The sequence below is a fragment of the Pedobacter sp. genome, from assembly GCF_031119335.1.
Taxonomy (GTDB): domain Bacteria; phylum Bacteroidota; class Bacteroidia; order Sphingobacteriales; family Sphingobacteriaceae; genus Pedobacter.
This window is the reverse complement of the sequence record NZ_JAVHXT010000023.1, coordinates 18,852-42,796: the sequence shown is the minus strand read 5'-3', so window position 1 is coordinate 42,796 and position 23,945 is coordinate 18,852. Positions and strand designations below refer to the sequence as shown.

Sequence of the window (23,945 nt, the reverse complement as noted above, 5' to 3'; positions counted from 1 at the left end):
GGGTTAATGTGTTTTATGATGCGACCCCATCGGGGTCGAACGGCTAAATAATGCTTTTCTATAAATATTAGACCCCCGTTGGGGTCTGCTACACACTTAACTTAATGACATTGAGCGAACACGTAGGGGTAAACCTATGTGTTTACCATGTAGTAAAGCGTTTGGCGGGGCTTGCATTAATAGTAAGTTAAGCCCTGATTTTCTAATAATTATTAATCATTGCCAACAATTTTTCGCTTAGTGCAGTTGTAATTTTGCCTGGTGTGCCGGTTCCAATAGCTTTGCCATCTAAACTGAATACAGGCAAAATATTTTTGGTAGAACTGCTGATAAAAGCTTCGTCTGCATTGGCAAAATCATCTAAAGTAAAATCTTGTTCCTTTATGGTTACATCATCTAAATTAATATTTAAGATTTTGCTGCGGGTAATTCCCCTTAAAATATCGGTGTTTGGAGTGAGCACCTCATTGTCTTTAACTATAAAAATGTTTGCTCTTGGACACTCTCTAACCTCGCCATTGTTGTGGTACAATAAATCGTCGGCTTGTTTTAGTTTCAATAAGGGCTGTAAGCGAATAGCCTGTAAATAGTCTATGGTTTTTACGGTTGGTAGCTGCCTTTGGTAGTTGTGCGATAATAGATTTAAACCTTTGTTGAAACTAGATTTGTCGTATTCAAAAGGAGCTTGCACAATTACTAAATTTGGTTTGGCTATTTGGTAGCCATCTTCAGAATATCCGCCAGTTAGTATAATTTTTAAGCTGGCGTTGGCAATGTTGTTTTTCTCTAAAAGCGAGTTGATAGCTTTATAAAGTTCCGTTCTATCCAAGCCAATATCTAAGTGCATTTCGTTGGCCGAGTTATAGAAACGATTAAAATAATCTTCAATAAAAATGGGCTTGCCATTTACAGTCTTTAAAAAATCGAAAATACCATAACCACGTTGTACCGCTAAATCTGTTACTAGAAGCTTGGCATCGTTCTCTGATACGATTTGACCGTTAATATAGGTGTATCTATTGCTCATTTTGTTGAATTATTTAAAACTTTAGAGTGTAAAAATTAAGATGAGGACCGTATTAGAACCAAAGTTTGAAATAAAAAATAAAAGAATGAAACTAGATTGATAATTTTTTAATAACAGTTTTTCGCTAATCAATGGCTAACTTGCGTCAAGTTCGTTAAGTTAAGCGTTGGCGAGGACGCCAACACTTGATTTTGCGATACGTTGGCGTCCCGCCAATGGGTTAAACGCTCTTAACTTAACAATATTGAACTTACGCTATGCCAGAAAACAGTGTCATATTTTTTGATGGAATTTGCAATCTCTGCAATGGGGCCGTACAGTTTGTGATTGAAAGAGATAGGCAAAATTATTTTAAGTTTGCGGCATTACAGAGTGAGTTTGCGAAAAATGCTTTGTCCAATGCAGAGTTAAAAGTAAAACATGGTGATAGCTTTGTACTGTTAGAAAATGGTAAAGTGTACGAACAATCTACTGCAGCTTTAAAAGTGGCGAGAAAACTCAGTGGTTTATGGCCATTGTTATACGGTTTTATTGTTGTTCCGCCATTTATAAGAAATGCAATTTATAAGTTTATTGCCCGTAACAGATACAAATGGTTTGGCAAACAAGAAAGTTGTTGGGTACCTACACCAGAATTGAAGAGTAAATTTTTGACTTAACTATTTTTCTGCCAAGGCTACATAGAATAATCTTTCAACTTCGTCGCCAGTTTTGCTTCTAATTTTTTCTGTGAACGAGCTAATATCAATAACTTTAAATCCCGCTACTTCTGCTAGACTGTAAGCTTTTTCCTTACTATATAGATCGAAACCGTATGCTGTAAAAGGCAAACTTTCCATAAAATCTTTATCGGCAAAGCCAATAGCAAAATGGCCTTTCGGCTTTAATACACGATAAATTTCCTGAATAAATGCTTCTGGGTTTTCCCAAAAATAAATGGTGTTAACGGTTAAGATTTTATCAAAAGTATTGTCTGAAAACGGAATCTTATTGCCATTGTACAAATGAAATGATGCCCTATTGCCTTGGGTCGCTGCAACGTTATTTTCTGCAGCTTGCTTTTTCATCAGTTCTGAGATTTCTAAACCGTAATAGGAAGTATTTTCGGCTTGGCTTAAGATTTCCGATAAATGTTTGCAATTGCCATGGCCCAGTTCTAAAATTAAATCACCTGCTGTAATTTCTAAAGCAGCAATTGTTTTTCTAGTCATACCGATATTGCTATCGTGCATCATGTTGGCTACTTCAATTCCTTCTTCATTTTGCGGACAGCTAAGCTGAGTAGCTAGTTTTTTTAGAAGTTCTTTATCTTGTTTCATCATCTTCTACTTTAGGTTTAGGGCGCCATAACCAGAAATTAACAATTAGAAGTGGGATTACAATGCTTAAACTAGCTAATTTCAGAAAGTCTCTGTTTTTTGCAATATCGGCTTGCGGCGTTGTGAAAATAAAGATAGTTTCTTTGATTAACCACAACGTAATCATTGTAACTATTGCAGCTATGATTTTACGCAACATATTTGAAAATAATTTGAAGTCAAATATTGAATTTTTGTGTGGATTTTGCTAATAAAATTAAAAAGAGGATGTTTGGGTGAGAAAGCTGATGATGAGAAGTATGAACCGCAGATGCAAAGATGATAAATGAAATATGGAAAAGAATAATCAAATAAAATCTGTGTATCTGCGGCTAAATTTATATTTAATCTGCTATTTGTAGTACAATTCTGCCGTCTATTTCGCCTTTTTTCATTTGCTCGAAAACGTCATTTACATCTTCAAGCTTGGCTGCAGTAACATTGGCTTTCACTTTTCCTTCTACCGCAAATTCGATAGCCTCAATCATGTCTTTACGTGTGCCAACAATAGAACCTTTAATAGTAGTTCCATTAAGTACGGTGTCGAAAATAGAGAGATCGAAAGTTCCTGGAGGCAAACCATTTAGCACCATCGTTCCTTTTCTACGCATGGTTTGTAGGCCCTGTTTAAATGCAATAGGAGAAACTGCAGTAATTAGCGAGCCATGTACCCCGCCAGTTTCTTTTTTGATAACTGCAGCAGGATCTTCATTTTTGGCGTTAACAACAATATCAGCTCCCAATCTTTTTGCTAATGCTAATTTGTCATCTGCTATGTCTATGGCTGCCACGTTCATTCCCATAGCTTTAGCATATTGAACAGCAACATGACCTAAGCCACCAATTCCAGAAATGGCTACCCATTCGCCTGGTTTAACTTCTGTTTGTTTTAAACCTTTATATACGGTAACTCCGGCACAAAGTATTGGTGCCATTTGTAGGAAATTAGTATTTACAGGTAAGCGACCAACATATCTTGCATCAGCAATTACATATTCAGCAAAACCACCATCTACACTGTAACCACCGTTTTGTTGGGTTTCGCAAAGTGTTTCCCAACCTGTGATACAATGGTCGCAGCAACCGCAAGCACTATATAACCAAGGCACGCCAACAGCGTCACCTTCTTTTACATTATTTACATCAGGACCAACCGCAACCACATAACCTACACCTTCGTGCCCAGGGATTAATGGCATTTTTGGTTTAACTGGCCAATCGCCTTCTACAGCGTGTAAGTCTGTATGGCACACGCCACTTGCAATTACTTTTACCAGAATTTGGTTTCTGCCGGGTCTCTTTACCTCAACTTCTTCGATTTGCAACGGCTTTCCGAACTCGCGGACAACGGCTGCTTTCATGGTGTTTGGAAGCATAATTAATTAATTTAGTGAATGATTATTGAGTTATTTAAAAGTAGGGAATGATGGTTTTTTATTGATTGATGGAGGTCACTTTAAAAAAAGAGCTAGGTTACAAAACGAAAAGGAGTAGATGAAAAAAGCCAGCAAGCCAATTGGCTCACTGGCAAATCAAACCAAAATATAAACTAAGAATTATTTTGCGGTGGTTATTGGCTCTAGGTTATTCAGTTCCTCTTCGGTGAATAGCCTGTAATGTATTTTGAAGGTTTTGCCGAGTGGAGTTTCTAAAGAAAATCCACCAACACCAAATCCATCTAGTACATCGAGCGTAAAATGGGAGAATTTCCAGTATTCGAATAGGTCTTTGTCTACCCAAAATTCACAATCCTCTATGGTTCCTAATAGGATGTCATTCATACGAACATAAAATCCTCCTTTTTCGAAACATTGGGGTTGGGTGCCTTCGCAGCAGCCGCCCGCTTGATAGAACATCAGTTCGCCGTGTTGGGCCTTCAGTTCTTTAATTAGTTCTTTGGCTGTTTCGGTACTGTCTAATCGCTTAACCATTTTTCCTCCTTTCGTTTTCTATGGAAAGATTGCTTCGTCATTGCGAGCTTTGCGAAGCAATCTTTCTTGTTTTGAAGGTTATCGACTAAAAGAAGCCTAATTTATTCTTGTTGTAAGAAATCAACATGTTTTTAGATTGGCGATAGTGACCTAACATCATTTTATGGTTTTCCCTACCTACACCAGATTGTTTGTAACCACCAAATGGCGCACCTGCTGGATAAGCATGGTATTGGTTTACCCAAATTCTACCGGCTTGGATAGCTCTTGGTACTTGATAAAGTTCGTGAGCATCACGTGTCCAAACACCAGCACCTAAACCATATAAGGTATCGTTAGCAATCTCGATGGCTTCTTCTACGGTTTTAAAAGTAGTTACGGCCAACACTGGACCAAAAATTTCTTCTTGGAAAATACGCATTTTGTTATGGCCCTTAAAGATGGTTGGTTTAATATAGTAACCACCACCAAGTTCATCAGGTAATTGGTTTACATCGCCTCCTGTTAAAACTTCTGCACCTTCTTGCTTACCTAATTCGATGTAGGATTTAATTTTCTCGAATTGGATTTTCGATGCCTGCGCACCCATCATTACCGTTTTGTCTAACGGGCTACCCACTTTAATAGCATTGGTTCTTTCAATTACTTTAGCGATGAATTTCTCGTAAATATCTTCTTGCACCAATAACCTCGATGGACAAGTACAGATTTCGCCTTGGTTAAGGGCAAATAGCACAGCACCTTCAATAGCTTTGTCTAAGAAAGCATCGTCTTCATCCATTACAGATTTAAAGAAGATATTGGGCGATTTACCGCCTAGTTCTAAAGTAACTGGGATGATATTCTCTGTAGCGTATTGCATTACCAAACGACCAGTCGGCGTAGAACCCGTAAACGCTGCCTTATTCACTTTTGGATTGGTCACCAAATGACGACCCAATTCTGCTCCAAATCCGTTTACCACATTTACTACTCCTGGAGGCAATAGGTCGCCAATTAGTTCCATTAATACCATGATAGAAGTAGGGGTGCTTTCGGCAGGTTTTAGCACTACTGTATTTCCAGCTGCTAGGGCTGGGGCAAGTTTCCAAATACCCATTAGTAAAGGGAAATTCCAAGGGATAATTTGTGCTACTACACCAATTGGTTCATGCACAATTAAGGAGACTGTATGTTCGTCTAGTTCAGTATGCGAACCTTCTTCTGCACGAATTACACCTGCAAAGTACCTAAAATGGTCAACTCCTAATGGTAAATCTGCATTAAGTGTTTCTCTTACGGCTTTACCATTGTCAATGGTTTCTACAGCCGCTAAATATTCCAGGTTGTCTTCCATGCGCTGGGCAATCTTATTCAGGATAATGCTTCTTTCTGTAGCTGATGTTTTGCTCCAAGTTTTGAACGCTTCTGCCGCTGCATTAACAGCTAATTCCAAATCTTCTTTTGAAGAATGTGCTGCTTTGGTGAATACTTTTCCGTCGATAGGAGAGATATTATCGAAATATTTTCCATTAACTGGTGCTACAAACTGACCGTTGATATAATTGTCGTAATGAGCTTTAAACTCTGGTTTTTTTACAATTTGTTCCATGATTTTAAAATTTGGTTGTTACAAACCTATCAATCATCTACTTTAGCGAATAGTATAATCGTTGCAATCAATAGCATTATCGTTTCACGGAATGTAATAGATTTGAAATAATTCTATCTTTACTTTAACAACCTAACAGAATATCACGTTATTTAACCAAAGCATGAAATGATGGGACACAAACTTGATTTGGTAAAGCTAAGCAACGAAGCAAAATTGCAAACGCTTGTAGAGAACAGGACATCGTACACATTGGAAAGATGTGAATTAAACGTGTTTGAAACCTATACTCAATCTTACAAAGTGCCTTTAACTTTCGATGATTTTGTAATTACAAGCATGCTGCGTGGCAAAAAGGTAATGCACTTGAACGAGAAGAAAGAGTTTGAATATTTGCCTGGCGAAACTGTAATTGTACCACCTTCAGAAACGATGCGTATTGATTTTCCGGAGGCTACTGATTTAAACCCCACGCAATGTATCGCCTTGGCAATTGATAACGGACAGATTAAGCAGACCATTAAATATTTGAACGAATACTTCCCGAAAGAGAGTAACGATGAAGAGTGGAAATTGAATTATGATGAATATCATTTCTACAATAATGAAGAAATAGCTTATCTCATTAATAAAGTAATTAAGGTTTGTTCTGATACTTCGAGAGAGAAAGATGTACTGGCAGATTTGACTTTGAAAGAGCTGTTGGTAAGGATTATGCAAACGCAAAACTTAAACATTTTACAAGGCGATTCCCTGAATAACAACCCACTTGCTTATGTGATTGGATACATTAAATCTAATTTAAATGAGAAGATAAGCATAGAAAGTTTGAGCGATAAAGCTTGTATGAGCAAGGCTACTTTCTATCGCTTGTTTAAACGTGAGTTAGGCGTAAGTCCAAATGATTTTATCTTGGCAGAAAAGATGAAAAAAGCCAAAGAAATGCTGCTTAAACCCGGAATTAAAATTACAGCAATTAGTTATGAGCTAGGTTTTAGCGATGCAAATTATTTCATCAGGGCCTTTAAAAAGATAGTAGGCATGACACCAGGAGCATTTCAATCTCAGGGTATGATGCCAAGGTTGGTTTTGTAGTTCTTCTAAAGCGACCCGGTCATGTCGCAGTTACGAGACATCTTTATTATTCTACATTCAAAACAGATTCTTCGCTGCGCTCAGAATTACAAGGTGTTTAATCAAATGAAACTTCCTTTAAGGATTTGCAGTTAAATACCTTTTACTGTAAGTTATCCCCATTAAATCGTAGCGTTTAAACTGTGTTTTTAATCTGTTTAGAAAATCTGAATAGTTTTTTTGTCCCTTTTGTGACCACTGAATTTCACTCAGCGCATCCATACGGGGGAAGAGCATATATTCTACTTTTGCCGGATTGGCAATATATTCTGACCATAAGTTGCCCTGTGCTCCCCAAATGTATTTTGCTTGTTCTGAATTCAACTCGGCAGGTACAGGCTCGTAATTGTAAACAGTTTCTAGCGGTAAGAATTTGTTAGCCGCCAAACTATCATCTTTCATAAATTGCTTATGGTTGAGGTATAGTTTTTCTTCTGGCGACATGATTACTCTCTGTTTCACCTTTGCTGCGGCAATACCACCTTTTTCTCCACGCCAGCTCATTACAATTGCATTTGGCGCTAAACCACCATCTAAAATTTCGTCCCAGCCAATAATGGTTTTGCCTTTGTTGTTTACAAACTTCTCAATACGATGTATGAAATAACTTTGTAAGGCAACTTCGTCTTTAATGCCTTTTTCTTTCATGATTTTCTGCGTTTCTGCAGACTGCTTCCACCAAATTTTTGAAGCTTCGTCGCCACCAATGTGAATGTATTGAGAAGGGAATAAAGCCATTACTTCAGTGAGTACATCTTCTAAAAAGCCAAAAGTTTTATCTGTAGGCTGAAAAACGTTGTTGTACTTGTTCATCATTCCCCAGGTTTCTGCTACCTTATAACCACTTTTTGGGTCGGTGCCAAATTCTGGATAAGCTGCCAATGCCGCCATACTATGTGCAGGCATTTCAATTTCTGGAATTACAGTGATGTATCTATCTGCAGCGTATTTGATTACTTCTCTAACTTCATCTTGTGTATAAAAACCACCGTGACGAATACCATCTGTTTTAATTACTGCATTTGCAGGTGTAATTTTTACATCGTTTGGTAGAACTTGGTATTTGATATTTTCATTACCTTTTCCTGGCCATAAACCAACGATACTGCCATTTCGCCAAGCACCAACTTCGGTCAGTTTGGGATATTTTTTAATCTCAATTCTCCAACCGTGGTCGTCCGTTAAATGCCAATGGAAGTAGTTCATTTTATGCAAAGCCATGTAGTCAATGTATTGCTTAATGAAGGCAACATCGAAGAAATGACGGCTTACATCTAAGTGCATACCACGATAATCGAAACGGGGATGGTCGGTAATATTAACTTCTGGTATATTTAGCGTCGTACTTTTTTGGGTAGGCAATAATTGTATTAGCGACTGTATGCCATAAAAAACTGCCGACGGAGAAGTGCCTACAATTGAAATGTTTTTCTGAAGTGAATTAAAGGTATAAGCATCTTTGAAGCTGCTAGTTCCTGCGTTGATACCTAAGGAAATGAAATTTTCCGTCGGTTTAACATTTGTGATAGTCAGTTTTATTTGGAGATATTTTTCTAGATAATTATTGAAGAATGTTGCTGCACTTTTCAAAGAATCATTTTCCAAGAAAATTCTAGTTTGAGCATTAATGGTAAACCCTTTGCCTTGCTGATTTATCTTTGCTGATACCGGCTTCGGGATTATATTGATTTGAGCAGTTGATAGCAACGCAATGCTACAGATTAAACCGGCTAATACAAATTTCTTCATAACCAAAAGTAACATTAATTTATAAAGCTTACAATTACATTTTGAATGTTTTTGAGTTTTTTTGCTGTTTTTTGCGTTAATTATTTTCGCTAGTAGACTTACGAAGTTTCAAAAACTTCGTAAGTCTTAATTGCCAAGAAACACGTTACGTTGTTAATTAAACCTGATAGAGCGGATTAGCCCGGAATGTAGTGTAACGAAATGAGGACTATGAGCGAAAGCAGGGCAGGGGTTACCGATGAGTGCTTACGTTCGTTTTCAAATTATTTGAACCATATAAGGTATTTAAGTAAATATAAGTTAGGGCTTCAATGAACTTATATTTCTTATATGGTTGAAAATCTTACAATGAGATTCTTAGCAGGCTCAGAATGACAAACGACGAAATAAAAAATCCCGATAACTTGCGCTATCGGGAATAAATTATTTGGAATAAGAATTAAGGATTAACCTTTTTTCTCGTTGCTTTCCATTTGTGATTTCAATTGAGCTAACACATCAAGATCTCCTAATGTTGATTTCTCTACTGAATCTTTCACTTTTTTAACTGCTGAGCTAGCTGCTTTCGCATCTTTTTTCTTAGCTGCTCTTTCTTCAGCAACTACTTCAGCTTTAGCCTCTTCCCAGATACGGGCGTGAGAAACAACAATACGTTTAGCATCTTTGTTAAACTCGATGATTTTGAAATCAGCAGTTTCGTCAGCTTTTAAAGTAGTGCCATCTTCTTTAGCCATGTGTTTTGTTGGTACAAAACCTTCAACGCCATATGGTAACGCAATTACAGCACCTTTATCAGTTACTTTGATTACTGTACCTTGGTGAATTGAATCTAAAGTGAATACAGTTTCGAAAGTATCCCAAGGATTTTCTTCCAATTGTTTGTGACCTAGAGATAATTTGCGGTTATCAACATCAAGTTCTAACACAACAACATCTAAAGTATCGCCAACTTTGGTGAACTCATTAGGGTGATTAACTTTTTTGCTCCAAGAAAGATCAGAAATGTGGATTAATCCATCAATTCCTTCTTCAATTTCAACAAATACACCGAAGTTAGTCATGTTTTTAACAACAGCTTGGTGTTTGCTTCCAACTGGATATTTCTCAGCAACGCCGCCCCAAGGATCTTGAGTTAATTGTTTGATACCCAAGCTCATTTTGCGCTCGTCCCTGTCTAAAGTTAAAACTTCAGCTTCGATTTCGTCACCAACTTTTAAGAACTCTTGTGGAGAACGTAAGTTTTGTGACCAGCTCATTTCCGAAACGTGGATCAAACCTTCAACACCAGGGATGATTTCTAAGAAAGCACCGTAATCTGCAACAGTTACGATTTTACCTTTTACTTTAGAACCAACAGCTAAGTTAGCATCTAAATTCTCCCAAGGGTGAGCAGTTAATTGTTTTAAGCCTAATGCGATACGTTTTTTCTCATCATCAAAATCTAAAACAACAACGTTGATTTTTTGATCCAATGCCAATACTTCTTTTGGATGCTCTATGCGGCCCCAAGAAATATCAGTGATGTGTAATAAACCGTCTACGCCACCAAGATCGATGAATACACCGAAATCAGTGATATTTTTAACAGTACCTTCAAGTACTTGTCCTTTTTCTAATTTAGAAACGATTTCAACTTTTTGCGACTCTAAATCGTCCTCGATCAATACTTTGTGTGATACAACAACGTTTTTGAACTCATGGTTAATTTTAACCACTTTGAATTCCATTGTTTTACCAACATAAACATCGTAATCACGGATAGGTTTAATGTCGATTTGAGATCCTGGCAAGAACGCCTCAACACCCATAATGTCAACAATAAGACCACCTTTAGTACGGCTCTTAACGAAACCGTTAATGATTGTGTCATTGTCAAGCGCAGCGTTGATAGTTTCCCAAGAACGTTGAGTTTTTGCTCTCTTACGAGATAAAATTAACTGGCCATTTGCATCTTCAGGTGCTTCTACAAACACGTCAACTGAATCGCCAATTTTCAACTCAGGAAGGTCACGGAACTCAGAAGCAGAAACTAAACCGTCAGATTTGAAACCTACGTTTAATACTACGTCTTTGTTGTTAATTGATACTACGGTACCAGAAATGATCTCACCTTGAGTGATTTGATTGAAAGTATCGGTATACATTGCTTCAAACTTTTTACGGTCTTCGTCATTGTAGTTACCAAAAACTTTGTCGTCTGCATCCCAGTCAAAATCTTGATCTGGTGTTGCTAATTGTGATTTGATCTGTTCGATCGATACCGAATCAGCTTCTGACTCGATAGTTTCCTTTTGGTTCAAACGGGCGTCTGCACCTTGCAATTCGGCTTCTTTAGCCTTTAGTTCTTTTTCTGCAACTTGTTTTTTTGCCATTAATTAATTATCTCCTTTTTCCCTGTTTAGGGACGGCAAAGGTACGGATAATTTTAAAAAACCAAAACTATTTTTAAATAAATATGGCTGATATTTAACGTGTTGAATTTTGGTTTGTACGTTTTTAGTTGTACCTATAGTCATCCTAAGCGCAGCTTGTACCGATGTAATCGATATCGAAAGATCTATTATAAAACGTAGTAGGTGTTTTTTAGATATCTGGAGTGGTTAGTGATTTTATACTTTGGAAAAGAACGATTATGCAAAGTGGCAAAATGTAGCCCCGCTATCCGCTCCAATCTTTTTGCACCCCTAGCTCAAACCTCATAGGTTTCCTCAGCACAATCCAAATAAACCTATGAGGTTTTCTTTCCAAATGACAAAAAGTATTGCCGCTATTATCGGGTTTAAATAACCTAAGCCTGTGCTAAACATTCCCTTTGCGATCTTTGCGTGACTTTTATTTTTCTTTGCGGTTAAAGTTTAGTTTATCTTCTCTTTTTCTCTTTTTAACCAATATTATAATTACTGCCACTGTAATTTTTAACAGTATTAGTCCAATAACTAATGAAATCTCTAATGTGGTTAATTCTGCCGTTTTGATGTTATTGAAATTTTTCGGGAAGCCTTCTATGATTTACTTATTACTTGCCTTTTCGTAATTTGCTTGACTAATGTTTACTCCTTCCTTAACCTCTCCAAAACCTTTTCTAATTTCTTTTCATCCTTCACGTAAGATTGCAAATCAAATAACTTCACCGTTCTAAATTCGATAGGATGGCTTTCACTTTGCAAAGCAATATATCCGCCAGTTAAACGCTTGCCATCTTCTTTAATTTTGGGGTCGAAGTTAGCCACATTGCCACCACCAATTTTAGGTTTGGTATAAGTTAAAACAGTATCGCCGTTAATGATATGTTTAATCACCGAATCGCCAAGAACTAAAAATTCTGCGGTAACCCATTGCTCGCCGTGGTAAGTTTTTGATGTGCTGTTTAAGCAATGTGGTGTAAACAAATTATCCTTAATTTCTATAGTAGTTCCAGGTGTGCAAACATTGCCTGTTGGGCGTTCATCTTTGCCATTACCTCCTAAAAGTTGTGCTTCTACCGAAATCGGGAAATCTTGATTTATTAGCATGGTTGCTGGATCTTGGCAATGCAACATAGCTCCGCTATTTCTTGATGCCCAGCCTTCGCCACCGTTAGCTTGTTCGCCCACAAAGCGATATTCTACTTTTAATAGGTAATAGGAGAAAGGTTTTTTGTAGAAAATATGTCCGTACTGTTGGTCAAAATTTTCGTAACCATCGTATTTAACCTTCATCAAACCATCTTGCACATAGAAAGTATTACCATAATTTTCATTGTAATTATGTTTGGCAATTTTGATATTCCAATCTTTTAAGTCTTTTCCATTAAAAAGGTTTATCCATCCTTTTTGGGCGAAGCTGTTTAAGTTAAGTGTGATAAAGGCTAAAAATAGTGTTGTCTTACGAATGTTCATTATCTATAAAAGTGTATAGATAAAACTAAGAAAATTTTCGGAATTACCAACTTCCGCCGGCACCGCCACCACTGCTACGTCCGCCGCCCCAACTACCCGATGAAGACGAAGATGAGGATGAGGAAGATGAACTACTTCCGCTACTGGTAGTTCTAACGAGTTTAGCCAACACTACCAAGCCTAACGAAACTCGATTATTGCAAAACTCGCAGCTTTGATAGCGTTCGGCCTGGCCTGCACTGCTATAGGTAGCTTGAGTAATGGTTTTCAATTTAGGCTGGGTCATTGTGCTGAAATGGCATTTTTCGCATTCAGAGAAATCAGCACTTTTTTCTCCTGGCCAAGCTACAATTTGAACTTCATCGGCTTTGCTGCCCTTCCATATTTGATAGGTTCGAACTTCTAAACGCTCTTCTTTTATTTGACCGCTATTAAGAAAAGGTTTGCCGTCTTTGTTAAGGCTTCTATCTATACGTTGGTAATGTTGAAATCCTTCTGGAGCAACCAACTGCTTGCTTAAACTTCTGTTTTTGAAATATTGCTTCAATATGCCAATAATAGTTAAAGGAGCAAAAGGTACAAGCAGCGCAGTTTTAGCTAAATAACTTTTTACTGCTGCTAAATAACTTGAAACATCAGTATGTTCCTTTTTAATGGCTCTTCGCCTTGTATTGATTTGTATTGTCAGAAATAAAGAAGCTACGGCAGCAATAGTCCAAGGCAGATTTTTGGGCTCAATAATATTGATTTGGAATAAACTCGCCGCAAAAACACCAAAGAAAATTCCAAAAAAGATAATGCCACAACCAATCATGACATTTTTTTCCAGACCATCATTTTTCTTTTTAGGTGAAGTCTGTGCATCTGTTTTAAATCGCTTAAAGAGCTTGAACAGACCGAAATAAGCTAAAATAGTTGCTAAAGTAGCAAGGAGATGATCACTGTTCTTTTCGATAAAGGTTTTTTCTCTAGGAATTAACGTGTTTAATTCAGCAATGCCATCTGGCGATCCCAAGGTTTTTTCAATTACCGAAGCAGCGTTAACAATACCTTCGCCATAATTACCTTCTTTAAATGCAGGTACCAAAACCCGCTCACCAATTTGTTTTAATTTGATATCTGGGAGTAAACCTTCTATGCCGGATCCGGTAATGAAACGATATCGTCGCCTATCCTTAGCTACCAATAACAATAAACCATTATCTGCATCTTTTTTGCCAATGCCCCACGCATTAAACAGCGCATATGCAAAGGTGAAATCATCATCTTCTTGAGTGAAATCATTTATTACAACGATAGCAAATTCAACTTTTCCTGTAGCCTCGATTTGTTTAGCTATTTGGTTAAGTTCAGCTACTTCTGAGCTTGACAAGATGCCATCAGGATTGCTGACAAAATAGTCTTGTCCTTGCTTTTTAGGATCTGGAATGGAAGAAATGCTATGCTGCCTAGCACTAATAGTTGTAAAGCTGACGAAGCTTAAAATTATGATCGAAAGGATTTTTATTCTAAGCATCATCATTATCGATATTTATACGGTTAAAAATGGTTGAACTTTCTCTAAAGCAAATGCCAATTGCTCTTCCTCAGTAATATCGGTGTTGTCTAAAATGATTGCATCTTCTGCTCGTGTAAGCGGACTTTCTTCTCTAGTTGTATCAGCGTAGTCGCGATGAGCAAGATTTTCGAAAACTTCTTCTAAAGTAATAGTATTATCGCCTTTGGCCACCATTTCTTTAAACCTGCGCTCTGCTCTAATTTTCGGATCAGCAGTCATGAAGAATTTTACTTGCGCATCCGGGAATACAGCTGTACCAATATCACGTCCATCCATCACAATATTTTTAGACTTGCCCATACGTTGCTGCTGTTTTACCATTTCTTTGCGCACTTCTTTAATGGCAGAAACTGGGCTTACAGCTTCCGAAACTGGCATCAGCCTTATTTCATCAGAAACTTCTTCTCCATTTAACGTAATATGAGATTCGTAATCTTTAGAATGGAAATTCAGTTCGATGTTTTGTAATGCGTTCGCAATAGCATCGTGATTTTCTAAATCAACGTTGTTGCGTAAGAAATATAAGGTAATTGCTCTGTACATGGCGCCGCTATCAATGTAGATGAAACCTAATTTTTTTGCTAATGCCTTTGCTAATGTACTTTTGCCGCAAGATGAGTAACCGTCTATCGCTACCACAATATTTTTTCTCATATGCGGCAAAGATAATACAGTTGGGCAGACATAATGAAATTAAAACTACATTTGTAGGATGTTGCCAGATCAATCAGAAATATTAAAAATTGTACAGTTTAAAACCTCCAGAAGTGGGGGCAAAGGCGGACAAAACGTAAACAAGGTTTCTAGTAAAGTAGAACTGATTTTTAACATTGATGATGCTTCGTTTTTTAGCGACGATGAAAAGGCTCGCTTGAAAGAAAAATTAGTTTCTAGGCTAGATAGCGAAGGTTTACTTCATGTGGTTTCACAGGAAGATAGAAGCCAGTTGTTGAATAAACAGCGAACTGTTTTAAAATTGATGGCGATTTTAAAAGCTGGCTTGGAAGTGCAAAAAGCAAGAAAGGCGAGTAAAGTCCCGAAGGCGGTTAAGGAAAAACGTTTGGCGAATAAGGCGGCAAATGCACAAAAGAAAGAGGGAAGAAGGAAACCTAGTTTTGATTAATGCGTGTTTTCGTCATTGCGAGGGGGTACGACGAAGCAACCTTACAACGCCTGTAAACCATTAATGCGCTTTAAGATTGCTTCGTGCCTCGCAATGACGTGTTAATACTCAAACTCGATTACGGCCTAATCTCAATCTTCGCATTAGGAACCACAGCTTCATAAAGCTCATCAACTTCACCATTGGTAACGGCAATGCAGCCATTGGTCCAATCAGTAAAACGGTGCAGTTTTTTGATGATACCAAAACCGCCATTGCGCAAACCGTGTATTTTGATATTGCCACCTGGCGATTTACCTAAAGCCTTTGCTTTTGCTCTATCTGTATCGTTTGGGTAGGAAACTCCTAAATTTTTATGGTAACCACTGTTTGGATTTCGATCATTTATAACATAAATACCTTCGGGTGTTTTCTGATCACCCTCAAATACTTTATGGCCGTCTGGATTACCACCTAAGGAAATTTTGTAAGTTTTTATCAGTTTATCGCCGCTGTAGGCTTTCATCGTCCTTTCAGATTTTTCTACTAATAAATAATCGATTTTGGTGCCTTCAAGCAGTTTTTTCTCTGGCAAAAGATTGTAAATCGCAGTACAAGCGAAAATCAATAGTATGATAATGAAGGATATGATTACAGTCTTTTTCATCAATTAATTAAAACGATAATACATAGAAATACTTCCGTATTGATGTGCCTTGGCGTTACTCTTAATCTCCTTCGATAAGAAAATTAGGCTATAATCTATCGTAAAACGTGGCGAACTGTAGTTGAAACCCAATGCCTGAGAAAAAACTAGGGGTTTTACACCAAAAGTTACCGGACTATAAGTGTCGTAAAGTAAGCTTCCTTGCACCGTTGCATCGTAAGCAACATAATTAAGCTGTGGTTTTGCGTAAAAGTAAAACTCTCTCTTTTTTAGCTTTTCAGCTTTACTGCCATTGCTAATGCTGCCATTGTAATGAACAGAATTGAAGAGTTGGTTGATGTCGCCAGCCCTAAAAACTACACCAACTCCTGCTCCATTGTAAGTTGTGCCTAGATTGGCATAACTATCTAATGTAAAATCCAATACATTATCGTTGCTTCTGTGCAAAAGCTTTGCGTATTGTGCGTTTGCATTAACTGCAAAATCATTCGCAATTTGATAATCCCAACCCTGCACTTTGTAAAAACCTACGATGCTGTGCAATAAATCTTGTGCTTCTCTTCCTAAAGCATTGGGGCCAACTGTACCAACATCTAATCCAATTTTAACTACGCTTTCATTTTTGTGGAATAATCCAACCTTAAACCCGCCGTATAAATATCCTGCAAACGGCCTGTCGTGGGTAGCTGGGTCTGGTCTGTAGCCAGAAAGTGGATTGTACATTTTTTGCCCAACGGAAATTTCGTAAGTAGCCTTTTCGATATCCATTCCTTCGTTTTCGGGTAGTTTCATGGCCCGCCTAAAATAGACGAACAAGCCATTTGTATAATAACGATCCTGTCCGTACCAAAGATAGGCGTCGTTATCATTTTTAAAACCAAACTCGTTCTTGTACTCTTGCGCATAAGAACCATAAACAATAGCTAAAATGGCAAGGGTAGCCAGAACGAGTTTCTTGTACATTTATTTATCGGTACTTGTTTTTGCTTTTATCGTTAAATCAATCGGATTTTTAACCTTATCCTTTGTTAAAGCTAAGTTAATTACTTCTTGCATTTCTGTCACATAGTGAAATTTCAAATCCTTAATGTAATCTTCCTTAATTTCTAAAATATCCTTACGGTTAGATTTACATAGAATGATTTCCTTGATGTCGGCACGTTTGGCCGCTAAGATTTTCTCTTTAATTCCGCCAACTGGCAATACTTTTCCACGAAGGGTGATTTCGCCAGTCATTGCTAAGTTTTGTTTCACTTTACGTTGTGTAAATGCCGAAACCAAAGCCGTTAACATGGTGATACCGGCAGAAGGCCCATCTTTTGGCGTTGCACCAGCCGGAACGTGAACGTGTAAATCGAAGTTATCGAACAGTTCGTGGTTAATTCCAAATTGAGTTGCGTGCGCCCTGATATAAGCCAACGCAATTACCGCAGATTCCTTCATTACATCGCCCAGATTTCCTGTTAAGGTCAACTTACCTTTACCCGGACTTAAACTCGCTTCGATGAACAAAATATCGCCACCAACCTGTGTCCAAGCTAAACCTGTAACTACTCCCGCCACTTCGTTACCTTCGTAGGCATCTTTATCGAAAATAGGAGCTCCTAAAATTCTTTCCACATCGTCGTTACTCAATGTTGGTTCATAGGCTTCTTCCATCGCAATTTTAGTAGCAATACCACGCACTAGAGAACCGATTTTCTTCTCCAAACCACGTACACCACTTTCTCGGGTGTAATCTTCAATCACCTTCTCAATCAATGAATTTTTAAGCGTGATTTGTTTGTTGTCCAATCCGTGTACCTCTTTTTGCTTAGGCAAAAGATATTTTTTAGCGATTTCGATTTTCTCTTCGATAGTGTATCCATTCACTTCGATGATTTCCATACGATCTAACAAAGCAGGTTGTATGGTGCTTAACGAATTGGCAGTGGCAATGAAAAGAACATTCGAAAGGTCGTACTCTGCCTCTACGTAATGGTCGTTAAAAGCATTGTTTTGTTCTGGGTCTAACACTTCAAGCAAAGCTGATGAAGGGTCGCCTCTAAAATCAGAACCTACTTTATCAATCTCATCCAATACAAACACAGGGTTATCTGCACCTGCTTTTTTGATAGATTGAATGATACGGCCAGGCATTGCACCGATGTAAGTTTTACGGTGTCCACGGATTTCCGCTTCGTCTCTTACGCCGCCCAAAGCCATGCGCACATATTTGCGATTCAGCGCTTTGGCAATAGATTTTCCTAAGGATGTTTTACCAACTCCAGGAGGGCCGACTAAGCACAAAATAGGAGCTTTCATATCACGTTTCAGCTTTAAAACCGCTAAATACTCGATGATACGTTGCTTTACTTTTTCTAAACCAAAGTGATCTTTATCTAGAACTCTCTGCGCTCTTTTTAAATCGAAGTTATCTTTCGTAAACTCATTCCAAGGTAACTCTAGCAATAACTCTAGGTAATTCATTTGGATTGAATAATCAGGAGCTGCAGGGTTCATTCGGCCTAATTTCTCTAATTCCTTATTGAAATGCTCCTTAACCTCAACTTTCCACTTTTTCTTTTTACCCCTATTTTGTAAAGCTTCAAACTCTAAATCGGTAGAGTTGCCAAGCTCCTCTTGAATTGTTTTTAGCTGTTGGTTTAAGAAATAATCACGTTGTTGCTTATCTAAATCAGTTCTTACTTTAGATTGGATCTGATTTTTCAATTCCAACATTTGCAGTTCTAGCGTCAATAACTCCATCACCCTTTCGGCACGTTTTCGCAAATTGCCCATTTCAAGCATTTTCTGCTTTTCTGCCATTTCCGCATTCATGTTAGAAGAAATGAAATTGATCAAAAACGAAGTGCTTTCGATGTTCTTTAAGGCAATTCCGGCTTCACTAGGTATATTTGGAGATAACTGTATAATTTGGCTCGACATCTCTTTGATAGCCGCCACCAAACTCTTAAATTCTTTATCGTTTTTATGCTTCGTTTCTGTAAACTTAGCCACAATTGCCTTAATAAATGGCTCATTTTGCACTTCATCTACTAATTGGAAACGTTGCTTTCCTTGAATAATCACGGTGGTATTACCATCAGGCATTTGCAGCATTTTAATGATATGCGCAACGGTACCAACATTATGTAGCTGCTCAAAAGTAGGATCTTCAATAGAAACATCTTTCTGTGCAACAACACCAATTACCCTGTCGCCTTTGTAGGCATCTTTTATCAATTTAATTGACTTATCTCTGCCAACAGTAATTGGAATTACCACGCCAGGAAAAAGTACTGTATTTCTTAAAGGAAGGATAGATAATATTTCTGGAGTTTCTTCGCTATTCATTTCATCCTCATCTTGCTGAGACATCAGCGGAAAGAACTCGGTATCTTCATTTATGATTGGTAAGGTATTAAAATCAAATGGGTCTTGTTTGCTCATTCAGTTTTGTATTATAAGGTAGGCGACAATATGACAGCATTGCCGCTATAAGTTTACGAAATAATTATGCAGCATGTATTTTCAACTCCTATGCCAAAATTCTTTTTTATGAGGCATTGAAAATCTCATCTGCGTAATTCGGCCGATTATCGTGGGTTATCGCCTAAATTGGCTGTTTTTTAATTTCAAATTAATCAGACTCGTTATCTAAACACTTTCAGACAAAATAGGTTTTCGGTAAAAACGTCATACAAATAATGGTTAGCTAAAATCATATTTGCAAATATTATACGTTAACTTGTATAATTGCACATAAAAAGTAAATTAGCGTTTACATTTTGATTAAAGAAATGTGTAAGTTTATATAAAAACATTTTTAATGAAATTTCTTAGCAAATCTTATTTAGTATTATTAGCTATTTCGGTTAGTTTACAGGTTCAGGCACAGAGTAATTTTGAGAAACAGGGTACACAGGCGTGGATGAAAGGCGACTTTAAAACTGCAGTGGTGCAACTTGAAAAAGCTGAGGCTAAAGATCCAAGCAATGCGAATGTGTTAAAGATGTTAGGCTATTCTTATTTCCAAAATGGAGATTTTGAAAATGCAATTGCTGCTTACACTCGTTTAATTGCACAAAAACCAGGCGATTATTCTGCTTATTACTACCGTGGAAAAGCTAGATTGAACATTGCAAATGCGCCAAAAGAATCTTTAAACCAAATGCGTGATAGTTTTTATAGCTCAGCGATTAAAGATTTTTCGAAAGCGATGGAGATAAGTGGTGAAGAAGATATCCAAATCTTACAAAATAGGGGAGTGGCCTACAAGGATTACGGAATTTTCAAATCTTATAAAGCAAAGAAATCTGTAGATAAAAATGCTTGTATTGCTTTGTTCAATAACTCAATTGCTGATTTTCAAAAAATCTTAACCATGCAGCCTCTAAGAAAAGATGTAATGTCGTTAATTGATTATGTGAAAGCGCAATCTGCAAGTATGAAGTAAGAATAGGAGCTACTTCAGTTTTCCCATAACCTTGTAATTTTTCGCACTTAGTAGTTTAACCTTCTGGTGGTTTTGAACAAAGTATAAACTGTCGGGATAATAAAGTAGCGTGTCTGTAGAATTATAAAGGTAATTCTCGGTAGCCTTGAAGATTTTTACTCCAGTAATTTTTTCACCTGCTTTAATCACTTCGATTTTTTTTACTGGTATTTTAGGATTTTCAGTACTGTAGCTGGTGACAGATCCATTTTGCGTAACTGTAAATTCTCCTGCCCATGCCGCCTTGTTGATATCAGAATTACTAAAACTCACCAGTTCGGTTTTCCAATCACTTATTTTAGTAGAACGTTGTTCGGCTTTGCCTACTGCAATTATATCTTTAATAATAGTTGGATTTATTTTTTGTAGACGATTAGCTTCGCTTGCGAAGTATCTTGTAAGGTCAAAATAAGAAGGCGCATTTGCCTTTTTACTTTCCTGCTGAGCGCAAGAAAATAGAAATAAGACAAATACACCTAAAATAAGTTGTTTCATTATACTAAACAGTTACCTGTCATAATAGCGGGAGCTTCTAAGCCCATGATTTTTAATACAGTTGGTCCAATATCGCCTAATTTACCATCAGCAATAGTTTTATAGTCTTTATCAACTAAAATACAAGGAACTAGGTTGGTGGTGTGTGCAGTATTTGCCGAACCATCACTGTTAAGCATAAACTCGGCGTTGCCATGATCTGCCAAGATAATAAACGAGTAACCATTCGCAATTCCGGTTTCTACTACCGTTCTAGCGCAATTGTCCACGGTTTCTACCGCTTTAACCACCGCTTCAAATACGCCAGTGTGCCCCACCATATCTGGATTAGCAAAATTTAAGCAAACGAAATCTGGCCACCTGCTTTCCAATTCTTTTACTATAGCTTCGGTAATTCCGGCTGCACTCATTTCTGGTTGCAAATCGTAGGTAGCAACTTTTGGCGAAGGCACCAATATTCGTTTCTCGTTAATAAATTCTTTTTCTCTTCCGCCAGAAAAGAAGAAAGTAACATGAGGATACTTTTCTGTTTCGGCAATTCTGATCTGATTTTTATTGTTCGCTTCCAATACTTCACCCAAGGTATTGCTCAAATCATCTTTGGTGAAAATGACGTTGACATTCTCAAAACTTTCATCGTAGCTAGTCATAGTAACGTAGTATAATGGAAGTTTGCACATTCCTTGCTCTGGAAAATCTTTTTGACAAAGCGCTTGGGTAATTTCTCTTCCTCTATCCGTACGGTAATTGAAGCAAATAACTACATCTCCTTCCTTAATGGTTGCGGTAGGATTGCCTTGCTCATCAGTTATTACAATAGGGTTAACAAATTCATCGGTAATGCCTTGCGAATACGAATGCTGTATGGCAAGCTCGGGACTGCCGAATTTCTCTCCAATACCATTTACCATTACATCGTAAGCCAGTTTTACTCTTTCCCAACGATTATCCCTGTCCATTGCATAATACCTACCCACCACGCTGGCAATTTTACCTGCTGAACTTGCAAGGTGCTCATCCAATGCCGCAATGTAGCCTAAACCACCATTAGGGTCGGTATCTCTACCATCTAAAAAAGCATGGATAAATACATCTTTCAGTTCATTTTCTTTGGCAATATCGCACAATGCCTTTAAATGGCTAATGTGTGCATGTACTCCGCCATCAGAAACTAATCCAATAAGGTGTACAGGTTTATTATTTTGCTTTGCGTAGGCAAATGCTTTAAGCAAAGTTTCATTTGTATTTAAGTACTTTTCAGTAATAGAATTATTGATGCGCCCCAACTCTTGGTAAACTACTCTTCCGGCACCTAAATTCATGTGGCCTACTTCCGAGTTGCCCATTTGTCCGGCAGGCAAACCTACAGCTTCGCCCGAAGCCTCTAGTCTTGAGTTAGGGTAGTTGGCTAATAATGAATCGAAAAAAGGAGTGTGGGCAGCGTAAGCGGCGTCAGAATTATCTTTTTTGCCATAACCCCAACCATCAAGAATTAACAGTACCAGTTTTTTAGCTTCCATCTGATATAATTTTGTTGTGTTTTGTATTAACGTTATTTGCAAATATACGCTAAAATAAGCCCTAAACCCAATATTTTAGATTTAAAAATGGTTAAGTGGCATAGTTTTAGCTGTAGGTTTGTTTTAGCTTTTAAGGATGATGTTTAAATCTATACTTGCGCTCATGGTTATGTTCCTGCATTTTACGCCTCAACAGGCTACACAGGTGGATATTGCCGATGATTTAGCGACGAATTTTAGACAAGGTAACTCAAAAGAGATCGCTAAAAGTTTTGCTCCGTCTATAGAACTAATCATCGTAGATCAAGAAGATGTATATAATAGAGCACAGGCAGAACAAATTCTTAAAGATTTTTTTCTGAAAAATCCGCCGAGTAAAACAAGTATCATTCACAAACTCAGTAACAGTCCAAATTACAGGCTTACTATTCTCTCTTTAACTACCAAAACAGAAAAATTTAGGGTTACTGTTACGATGAAAAAGACCGCTAATGCTTTTTTAATCACAGAGTTAAGGATAGAAACAGAGAGATAATTCCATATTGATGCGCATTTTGCTATTTTTGTGGCAAATTATATCGCATTGGATAAGCAAATTATAGATCAATTTATTAAGAATGCAATTGCCGAAGATGTTGGCGATGGAGATCATACCTCATTGTCTACCATCCCTCAGGGCACGCAGGGAAAAGCAAAGCTAATTGTTAAAGAAAAAGGCATTTTAGCAGGTGTTGAACTTGCGATAGAAATTTTTCGTCAAGTAGATCCGCTTTTGAAAGTGGATGTTCTTCTAAATGACGGGCAAGAAGTAAATCCTGGAGATATTGCGCTAACCGTTCATGGTAGTACACATGCGATATTACTGGCAGAGCGCCTAGTGTTAAACTGTATGCAGCGCATGAGTGGTATCGCCACTAAAACAAATCGTATTGTAAAGAGTTTAGAAGGGTATAAAACTAAGGTGCTTGATACTCGTAAAACTACGCCTGGATTAAGATATCTTGAAAAATGGGCAGTTAGAATTGGCGGTGGCGTTAACCATAGAATAGGTTTGTATGATATGATCTTAATTAAAGACAATCATGTAGATTATGCAGGTGGTATCCATAATGCAATTAATCAAGCTAACGCTTATTTGAAAGATACTGGTAAGCAGTTGCAAATTGAGATAGAAGTTAGAAATTTAGAAGAACTGCAACAGGTGTTGTCAATTGGAGGCGTAGATAGAATTATGTTAGATAACTTTGAACTTCGACTTTTGAAACAAGCTGTTGATATGATTGATGGCAGGTTTGTAACCGAGGCTTCTGGAGGTATTGTTGAAGAGAATGTTGCCGATTATGCTGCTTGTGGAGTAGATTATATTTCTATGGGGGCATTAACACATTCAGTAAAAAGCCTAGATTTAAGTTTAAAAGCTTTTTAATAACCATAATTTACGGAACCATTTTTTTTATT

Annotated in this window: 22 protein-coding genes; 6 read left to right on the top strand and 16 right to left on the bottom strand. The window is 37.5% G+C overall.

Features of this window, described 5'->3' with window-relative positions; all coding sequences use genetic code 11:
* Nucleotides 1–202: 202 nt before the first annotated feature.
* Nucleotides 203–1,027: an aminotransferase class IV gene (locus tag REI64_RS17810; RefSeq protein ID WP_308851505.1), complete on the bottom strand. Its 825-nt coding sequence runs from the start codon at nt 1,025–1,027 to the stop codon at nt 203–205.
* 257 nt (nt 1,028–1,284) lie between these two features.
* Here REI64_RS17810 and REI64_RS17805 point away from each other — a divergent pair, with 257 nt between their 5' ends.
* On the top strand, nt 1,285–1,686 hold the full coding sequence (locus REI64_RS17805; protein ID WP_308851504.1) for a DCC1-like thiol-disulfide oxidoreductase family protein: 402 nt from the start codon (nt 1,285–1,287) through the stop codon (nt 1,684–1,686).
* On the opposite strand, the gene REI64_RS17800 is transcribed toward REI64_RS17805, so the two are convergent.
* From REI64_RS17800 to REI64_RS17780, 5 genes are all read right to left on the bottom strand, one after another.
* Nucleotides 1,687–2,349, bottom strand: coding sequence for a methyltransferase domain-containing protein (locus REI64_RS17800; RefSeq protein ID WP_308851503.1), 663 nt, complete (start codon nt 2,347–2,349; stop codon nt 1,687–1,689). It lies immediately after the preceding gene.
* Entirely contained in the window at nt 2,333–2,545 is a 213-nt protein-coding gene (locus tag REI64_RS17795; RefSeq protein WP_308851502.1) for a hypothetical protein, read from the bottom strand. Before REI64_RS17795 ends, REI64_RS17800 begins: the two co-directional genes overlap by 17 nt.
* 184 nt (nt 2,546–2,729) lie before the next feature.
* Nucleotides 2,730–3,761, bottom strand: a complete 1,032-nt coding sequence (adhP, locus tag REI64_RS17790; protein WP_308851501.1) for an alcohol dehydrogenase AdhP — start codon at nt 3,759–3,761, stop codon at nt 2,730–2,732.
* A 180-nt stretch (nt 3,762–3,941) separates the two neighbouring features.
* The gene (locus REI64_RS17785; RefSeq protein ID WP_308851500.1) at nt 3,942–4,316 is read right to left on the bottom strand and encodes a DUF779 domain-containing protein; all 375 of its coding nucleotides are present in this window, start codon (nt 4,314–4,316) and stop codon (nt 3,942–3,944) included.
* Between the two features lie 85 nt (nt 4,317–4,401).
* The gene (locus REI64_RS17780) at nt 4,402–5,907 is read right to left on the bottom strand and encodes an aldehyde dehydrogenase family protein (RefSeq protein ID WP_308851499.1); all 1,506 of its coding nucleotides are present in this window, start codon (nt 5,905–5,907) and stop codon (nt 4,402–4,404) included.
* Between the two features lie 171 nt (nt 5,908–6,078).
* Here REI64_RS17780 and REI64_RS17775 point away from each other — a divergent pair, with 171 nt between their 5' ends.
* Nucleotides 6,079–7,002 carry an AraC family transcriptional regulator gene (locus REI64_RS17775; RefSeq protein ID WP_308851498.1) on the top strand — a complete coding sequence of 308 codons (924 nt, stop codon included), beginning with the start codon at nt 6,079–6,081 and terminating at the stop codon, nt 7,000–7,002.
* A gap of 117 nt (nt 7,003–7,119) precedes the next feature.
* Here the strand turns inward: REI64_RS17775 and REI64_RS17770 are convergent, their stop codons facing one another.
* The 5 genes from REI64_RS17770 to cmk all read right to left on the bottom strand — a co-directional run bounded on the left by REI64_RS17770 (nt 7,120) and on the right by cmk (nt 14,880).
* Nucleotides 7,120–8,790 carry a beta-N-acetylhexosaminidase gene (locus REI64_RS17770; RefSeq protein WP_308851497.1) on the bottom strand — a complete coding sequence of 557 codons (1,671 nt, stop codon included), beginning with the start codon at nt 8,788–8,790 and terminating at the stop codon, nt 7,120–7,122.
* A gap of 446 nt (nt 8,791–9,236) precedes the next feature.
* On the bottom strand, nt 9,237–11,162 hold the full coding sequence (gene rpsA / locus REI64_RS17765; protein ID WP_308851496.1) for a 30S ribosomal protein S1: 1,926 nt from the start codon (nt 11,160–11,162) through the stop codon (nt 9,237–9,239).
* A 678-nt stretch (nt 11,163–11,840) separates the two neighbouring features.
* Nucleotides 11,841–12,668, bottom strand: coding sequence for a DUF1080 domain-containing protein (locus REI64_RS17760; RefSeq protein WP_308851495.1), 828 nt, complete (start codon nt 12,666–12,668; stop codon nt 11,841–11,843).
* A 43-nt stretch (nt 12,669–12,711) separates the two neighbouring features.
* The gene (locus REI64_RS17755; RefSeq protein WP_308851494.1) at nt 12,712–14,187 is read right to left on the bottom strand and encodes a TPM domain-containing protein; all 1,476 of its coding nucleotides are present in this window, start codon (nt 14,185–14,187) and stop codon (nt 12,712–12,714) included.
* 12 nt (nt 14,188–14,199) lie between these two features.
* Nucleotides 14,200–14,880, bottom strand: coding sequence for a (d)CMP kinase (gene cmk, locus REI64_RS17750; RefSeq protein ID WP_308851493.1), 681 nt, complete (start codon nt 14,878–14,880; stop codon nt 14,200–14,202).
* A 58-nt stretch (nt 14,881–14,938) separates the two neighbouring features.
* Here cmk and arfB point away from each other — a divergent pair, with 58 nt between their 5' ends.
* Complete coding sequence (gene arfB / locus REI64_RS17745) at nt 14,939–15,349, top strand: alternative ribosome rescue aminoacyl-tRNA hydrolase ArfB (protein ID WP_308851492.1); 411 nt, start codon at nt 14,939–14,941, stop codon at nt 15,347–15,349.
* Between the two features lie 118 nt (nt 15,350–15,467).
* Here arfB and REI64_RS17740 read toward each other — a convergent pair whose 3' ends face one another.
* The 3 genes from REI64_RS17740 to lon are packed head-to-tail and all read right to left on the bottom strand — an operon-like array spanning nt 15,468 to nt 19,427.
* On the bottom strand, nt 15,468–15,995 hold the full coding sequence (locus REI64_RS17740; RefSeq protein ID WP_308851491.1) for a L,D-transpeptidase family protein: 528 nt from the start codon (nt 15,993–15,995) through the stop codon (nt 15,468–15,470).
* 3 nt (nt 15,996–15,998) lie between these two features.
* Nucleotides 15,999–16,958 carry a lipid A deacylase LpxR family protein gene (locus REI64_RS17735; protein WP_308851490.1) on the bottom strand — a complete coding sequence of 320 codons (960 nt, stop codon included), beginning with the start codon at nt 16,956–16,958 and terminating at the stop codon, nt 15,999–16,001.
* Nucleotides 16,959–19,427: an endopeptidase La gene (gene lon / locus REI64_RS17730; protein ID WP_308851489.1), complete on the bottom strand. Its 2,469-nt coding sequence runs from the start codon at nt 19,425–19,427 to the stop codon at nt 16,959–16,961.
* Between the two features lie 379 nt (nt 19,428–19,806).
* Here lon and REI64_RS17725 point away from each other — a divergent pair, with 379 nt between their 5' ends.
* Nucleotides 19,807–20,433, top strand: a complete 627-nt coding sequence (locus REI64_RS17725; protein WP_308851488.1) for a tetratricopeptide repeat protein — start codon at nt 19,807–19,809, stop codon at nt 20,431–20,433.
* A gap of 9 nt (nt 20,434–20,442) precedes the next feature.
* On the opposite strand, the gene REI64_RS17720 is transcribed toward REI64_RS17725, so the two are convergent.
* The gene (locus REI64_RS17720) at nt 20,443–20,967 is read right to left on the bottom strand and encodes a hypothetical protein (protein WP_308851487.1); all 525 of its coding nucleotides are present in this window, start codon (nt 20,965–20,967) and stop codon (nt 20,443–20,445) included.
* Complete coding sequence (gene gpmI / locus REI64_RS17715; RefSeq protein WP_308851486.1) at nt 20,967–22,487, bottom strand: 2,3-bisphosphoglycerate-independent phosphoglycerate mutase; 1,521 nt, start codon at nt 22,485–22,487, stop codon at nt 20,967–20,969. Before gpmI ends, REI64_RS17720 begins: the two co-directional genes overlap by 1 nt.
* Nucleotides 22,488–22,650: 163 nt before the next feature.
* On the opposite strand from gpmI, the gene REI64_RS17710 reads away from it, so the two are divergent.
* Both REI64_RS17710 and nadC read left to right on the top strand, forming a co-directional pair.
* Nucleotides 22,651–23,022: a DUF4783 domain-containing protein gene (locus REI64_RS17710; RefSeq protein WP_308851485.1), complete on the top strand. Its 372-nt coding sequence runs from the start codon at nt 22,651–22,653 to the stop codon at nt 23,020–23,022.
* Between the two features lie 48 nt (nt 23,023–23,070).
* On the top strand, nt 23,071–23,913 hold the full coding sequence (gene nadC, locus REI64_RS17705; protein WP_308851507.1) for a carboxylating nicotinate-nucleotide diphosphorylase: 843 nt from the start codon (nt 23,071–23,073) through the stop codon (nt 23,911–23,913).
* The last annotated feature ends 32 nt before the right edge of the window (nt 23,914–23,945 follow it).

What these genes read in the sequence shown, in the direction of transcription:
- REI64_RS17795 (WP_308851502.1), bottom strand. Translation starts at nt 2,545, where the DNA reads ATGTTGCGTAAAATCATAGCTGCAATAGTTACAATGATTACGTTGTGG.
- lon (WP_308851489.1), bottom strand. Translation starts at nt 19,427, where the DNA reads ATGAGCAAACAAGACCCATTTGATTTTAATACCTTACCAATCATAAAT.
- gpmI (WP_308851486.1), bottom strand. Translation starts at nt 22,487, where the DNA reads ATGGAAGCTAAAAAACTGGTACTGTTAATTCTTGATGGTTGGGGTTAT.
- REI64_RS17755 (WP_308851494.1), bottom strand. Translation starts at nt 14,187, where the DNA reads ATGATGCTTAGAATAAAAATCCTTTCGATCATAATTTTAAGCTTCGTC.
- cmk (WP_308851493.1), bottom strand. Translation starts at nt 14,880, where the DNA reads ATGAGAAAAAATATTGTGGTAGCGATAGACGGTTACTCATCTTGCGGC.
- REI64_RS17760 (WP_308851495.1), bottom strand. Translation starts at nt 12,668, where the DNA reads ATGAACATTCGTAAGACAACACTATTTTTAGCCTTTATCACACTTAAC.
- REI64_RS17735 (WP_308851490.1), bottom strand. Translation starts at nt 16,958, where the DNA reads ATGTACAAGAAACTCGTTCTGGCTACCCTTGCCATTTTAGCTATTGTT.
- REI64_RS17710 (WP_308851485.1), top strand. Translation starts at nt 22,651, where the DNA reads ATGGTTATGTTCCTGCATTTTACGCCTCAACAGGCTACACAGGTGGAT.
- rpsA (WP_308851496.1), bottom strand. Translation starts at nt 11,162, where the DNA reads ATGGCAAAAAAACAAGTTGCAGAAAAAGAACTAAAGGCTAAAGAAGCC.
- REI64_RS17725 (WP_308851488.1), top strand. Translation starts at nt 19,807, where the DNA reads ATGAAATTTCTTAGCAAATCTTATTTAGTATTATTAGCTATTTCGGTT.
- REI64_RS17775 (WP_308851498.1), top strand. Translation starts at nt 6,079, where the DNA reads ATGGGACACAAACTTGATTTGGTAAAGCTAAGCAACGAAGCAAAATTG.
- adhP (WP_308851501.1), bottom strand. Translation starts at nt 3,761, where the DNA reads ATGCTTCCAAACACCATGAAAGCAGCCGTTGTCCGCGAGTTCGGAAAG.
- REI64_RS17770 (WP_308851497.1), bottom strand. Translation starts at nt 8,790, where the DNA reads ATGAAGAAATTTGTATTAGCCGGTTTAATCTGTAGCATTGCGTTGCTA.
- REI64_RS17720 (WP_308851487.1), bottom strand. Translation starts at nt 20,967, where the DNA reads ATGAAACAACTTATTTTAGGTGTATTTGTCTTATTTCTATTTTCTTGC.
- REI64_RS17805 (WP_308851504.1), top strand. Translation starts at nt 1,285, where the DNA reads ATGCCAGAAAACAGTGTCATATTTTTTGATGGAATTTGCAATCTCTGC.
- REI64_RS17810 (WP_308851505.1), bottom strand. Translation starts at nt 1,027, where the DNA reads ATGAGCAATAGATACACCTATATTAACGGTCAAATCGTATCAGAGAAC.
- REI64_RS17740 (WP_308851491.1), bottom strand. Translation starts at nt 15,995, where the DNA reads ATGAAAAAGACTGTAATCATATCCTTCATTATCATACTATTGATTTTC.
- REI64_RS17800 (WP_308851503.1), bottom strand. Translation starts at nt 2,349, where the DNA reads ATGATGAAACAAGATAAAGAACTTCTAAAAAAACTAGCTACTCAGCTT.
- REI64_RS17785 (WP_308851500.1), bottom strand. Translation starts at nt 4,316, where the DNA reads ATGGTTAAGCGATTAGACAGTACCGAAACAGCCAAAGAACTAATTAAA.
- REI64_RS17780 (WP_308851499.1), bottom strand. Translation starts at nt 5,907, where the DNA reads ATGGAACAAATTGTAAAAAAACCAGAGTTTAAAGCTCATTACGACAAT.
- arfB (WP_308851492.1), top strand. Translation starts at nt 14,939, where the DNA reads ATGTTGCCAGATCAATCAGAAATATTAAAAATTGTACAGTTTAAAACC.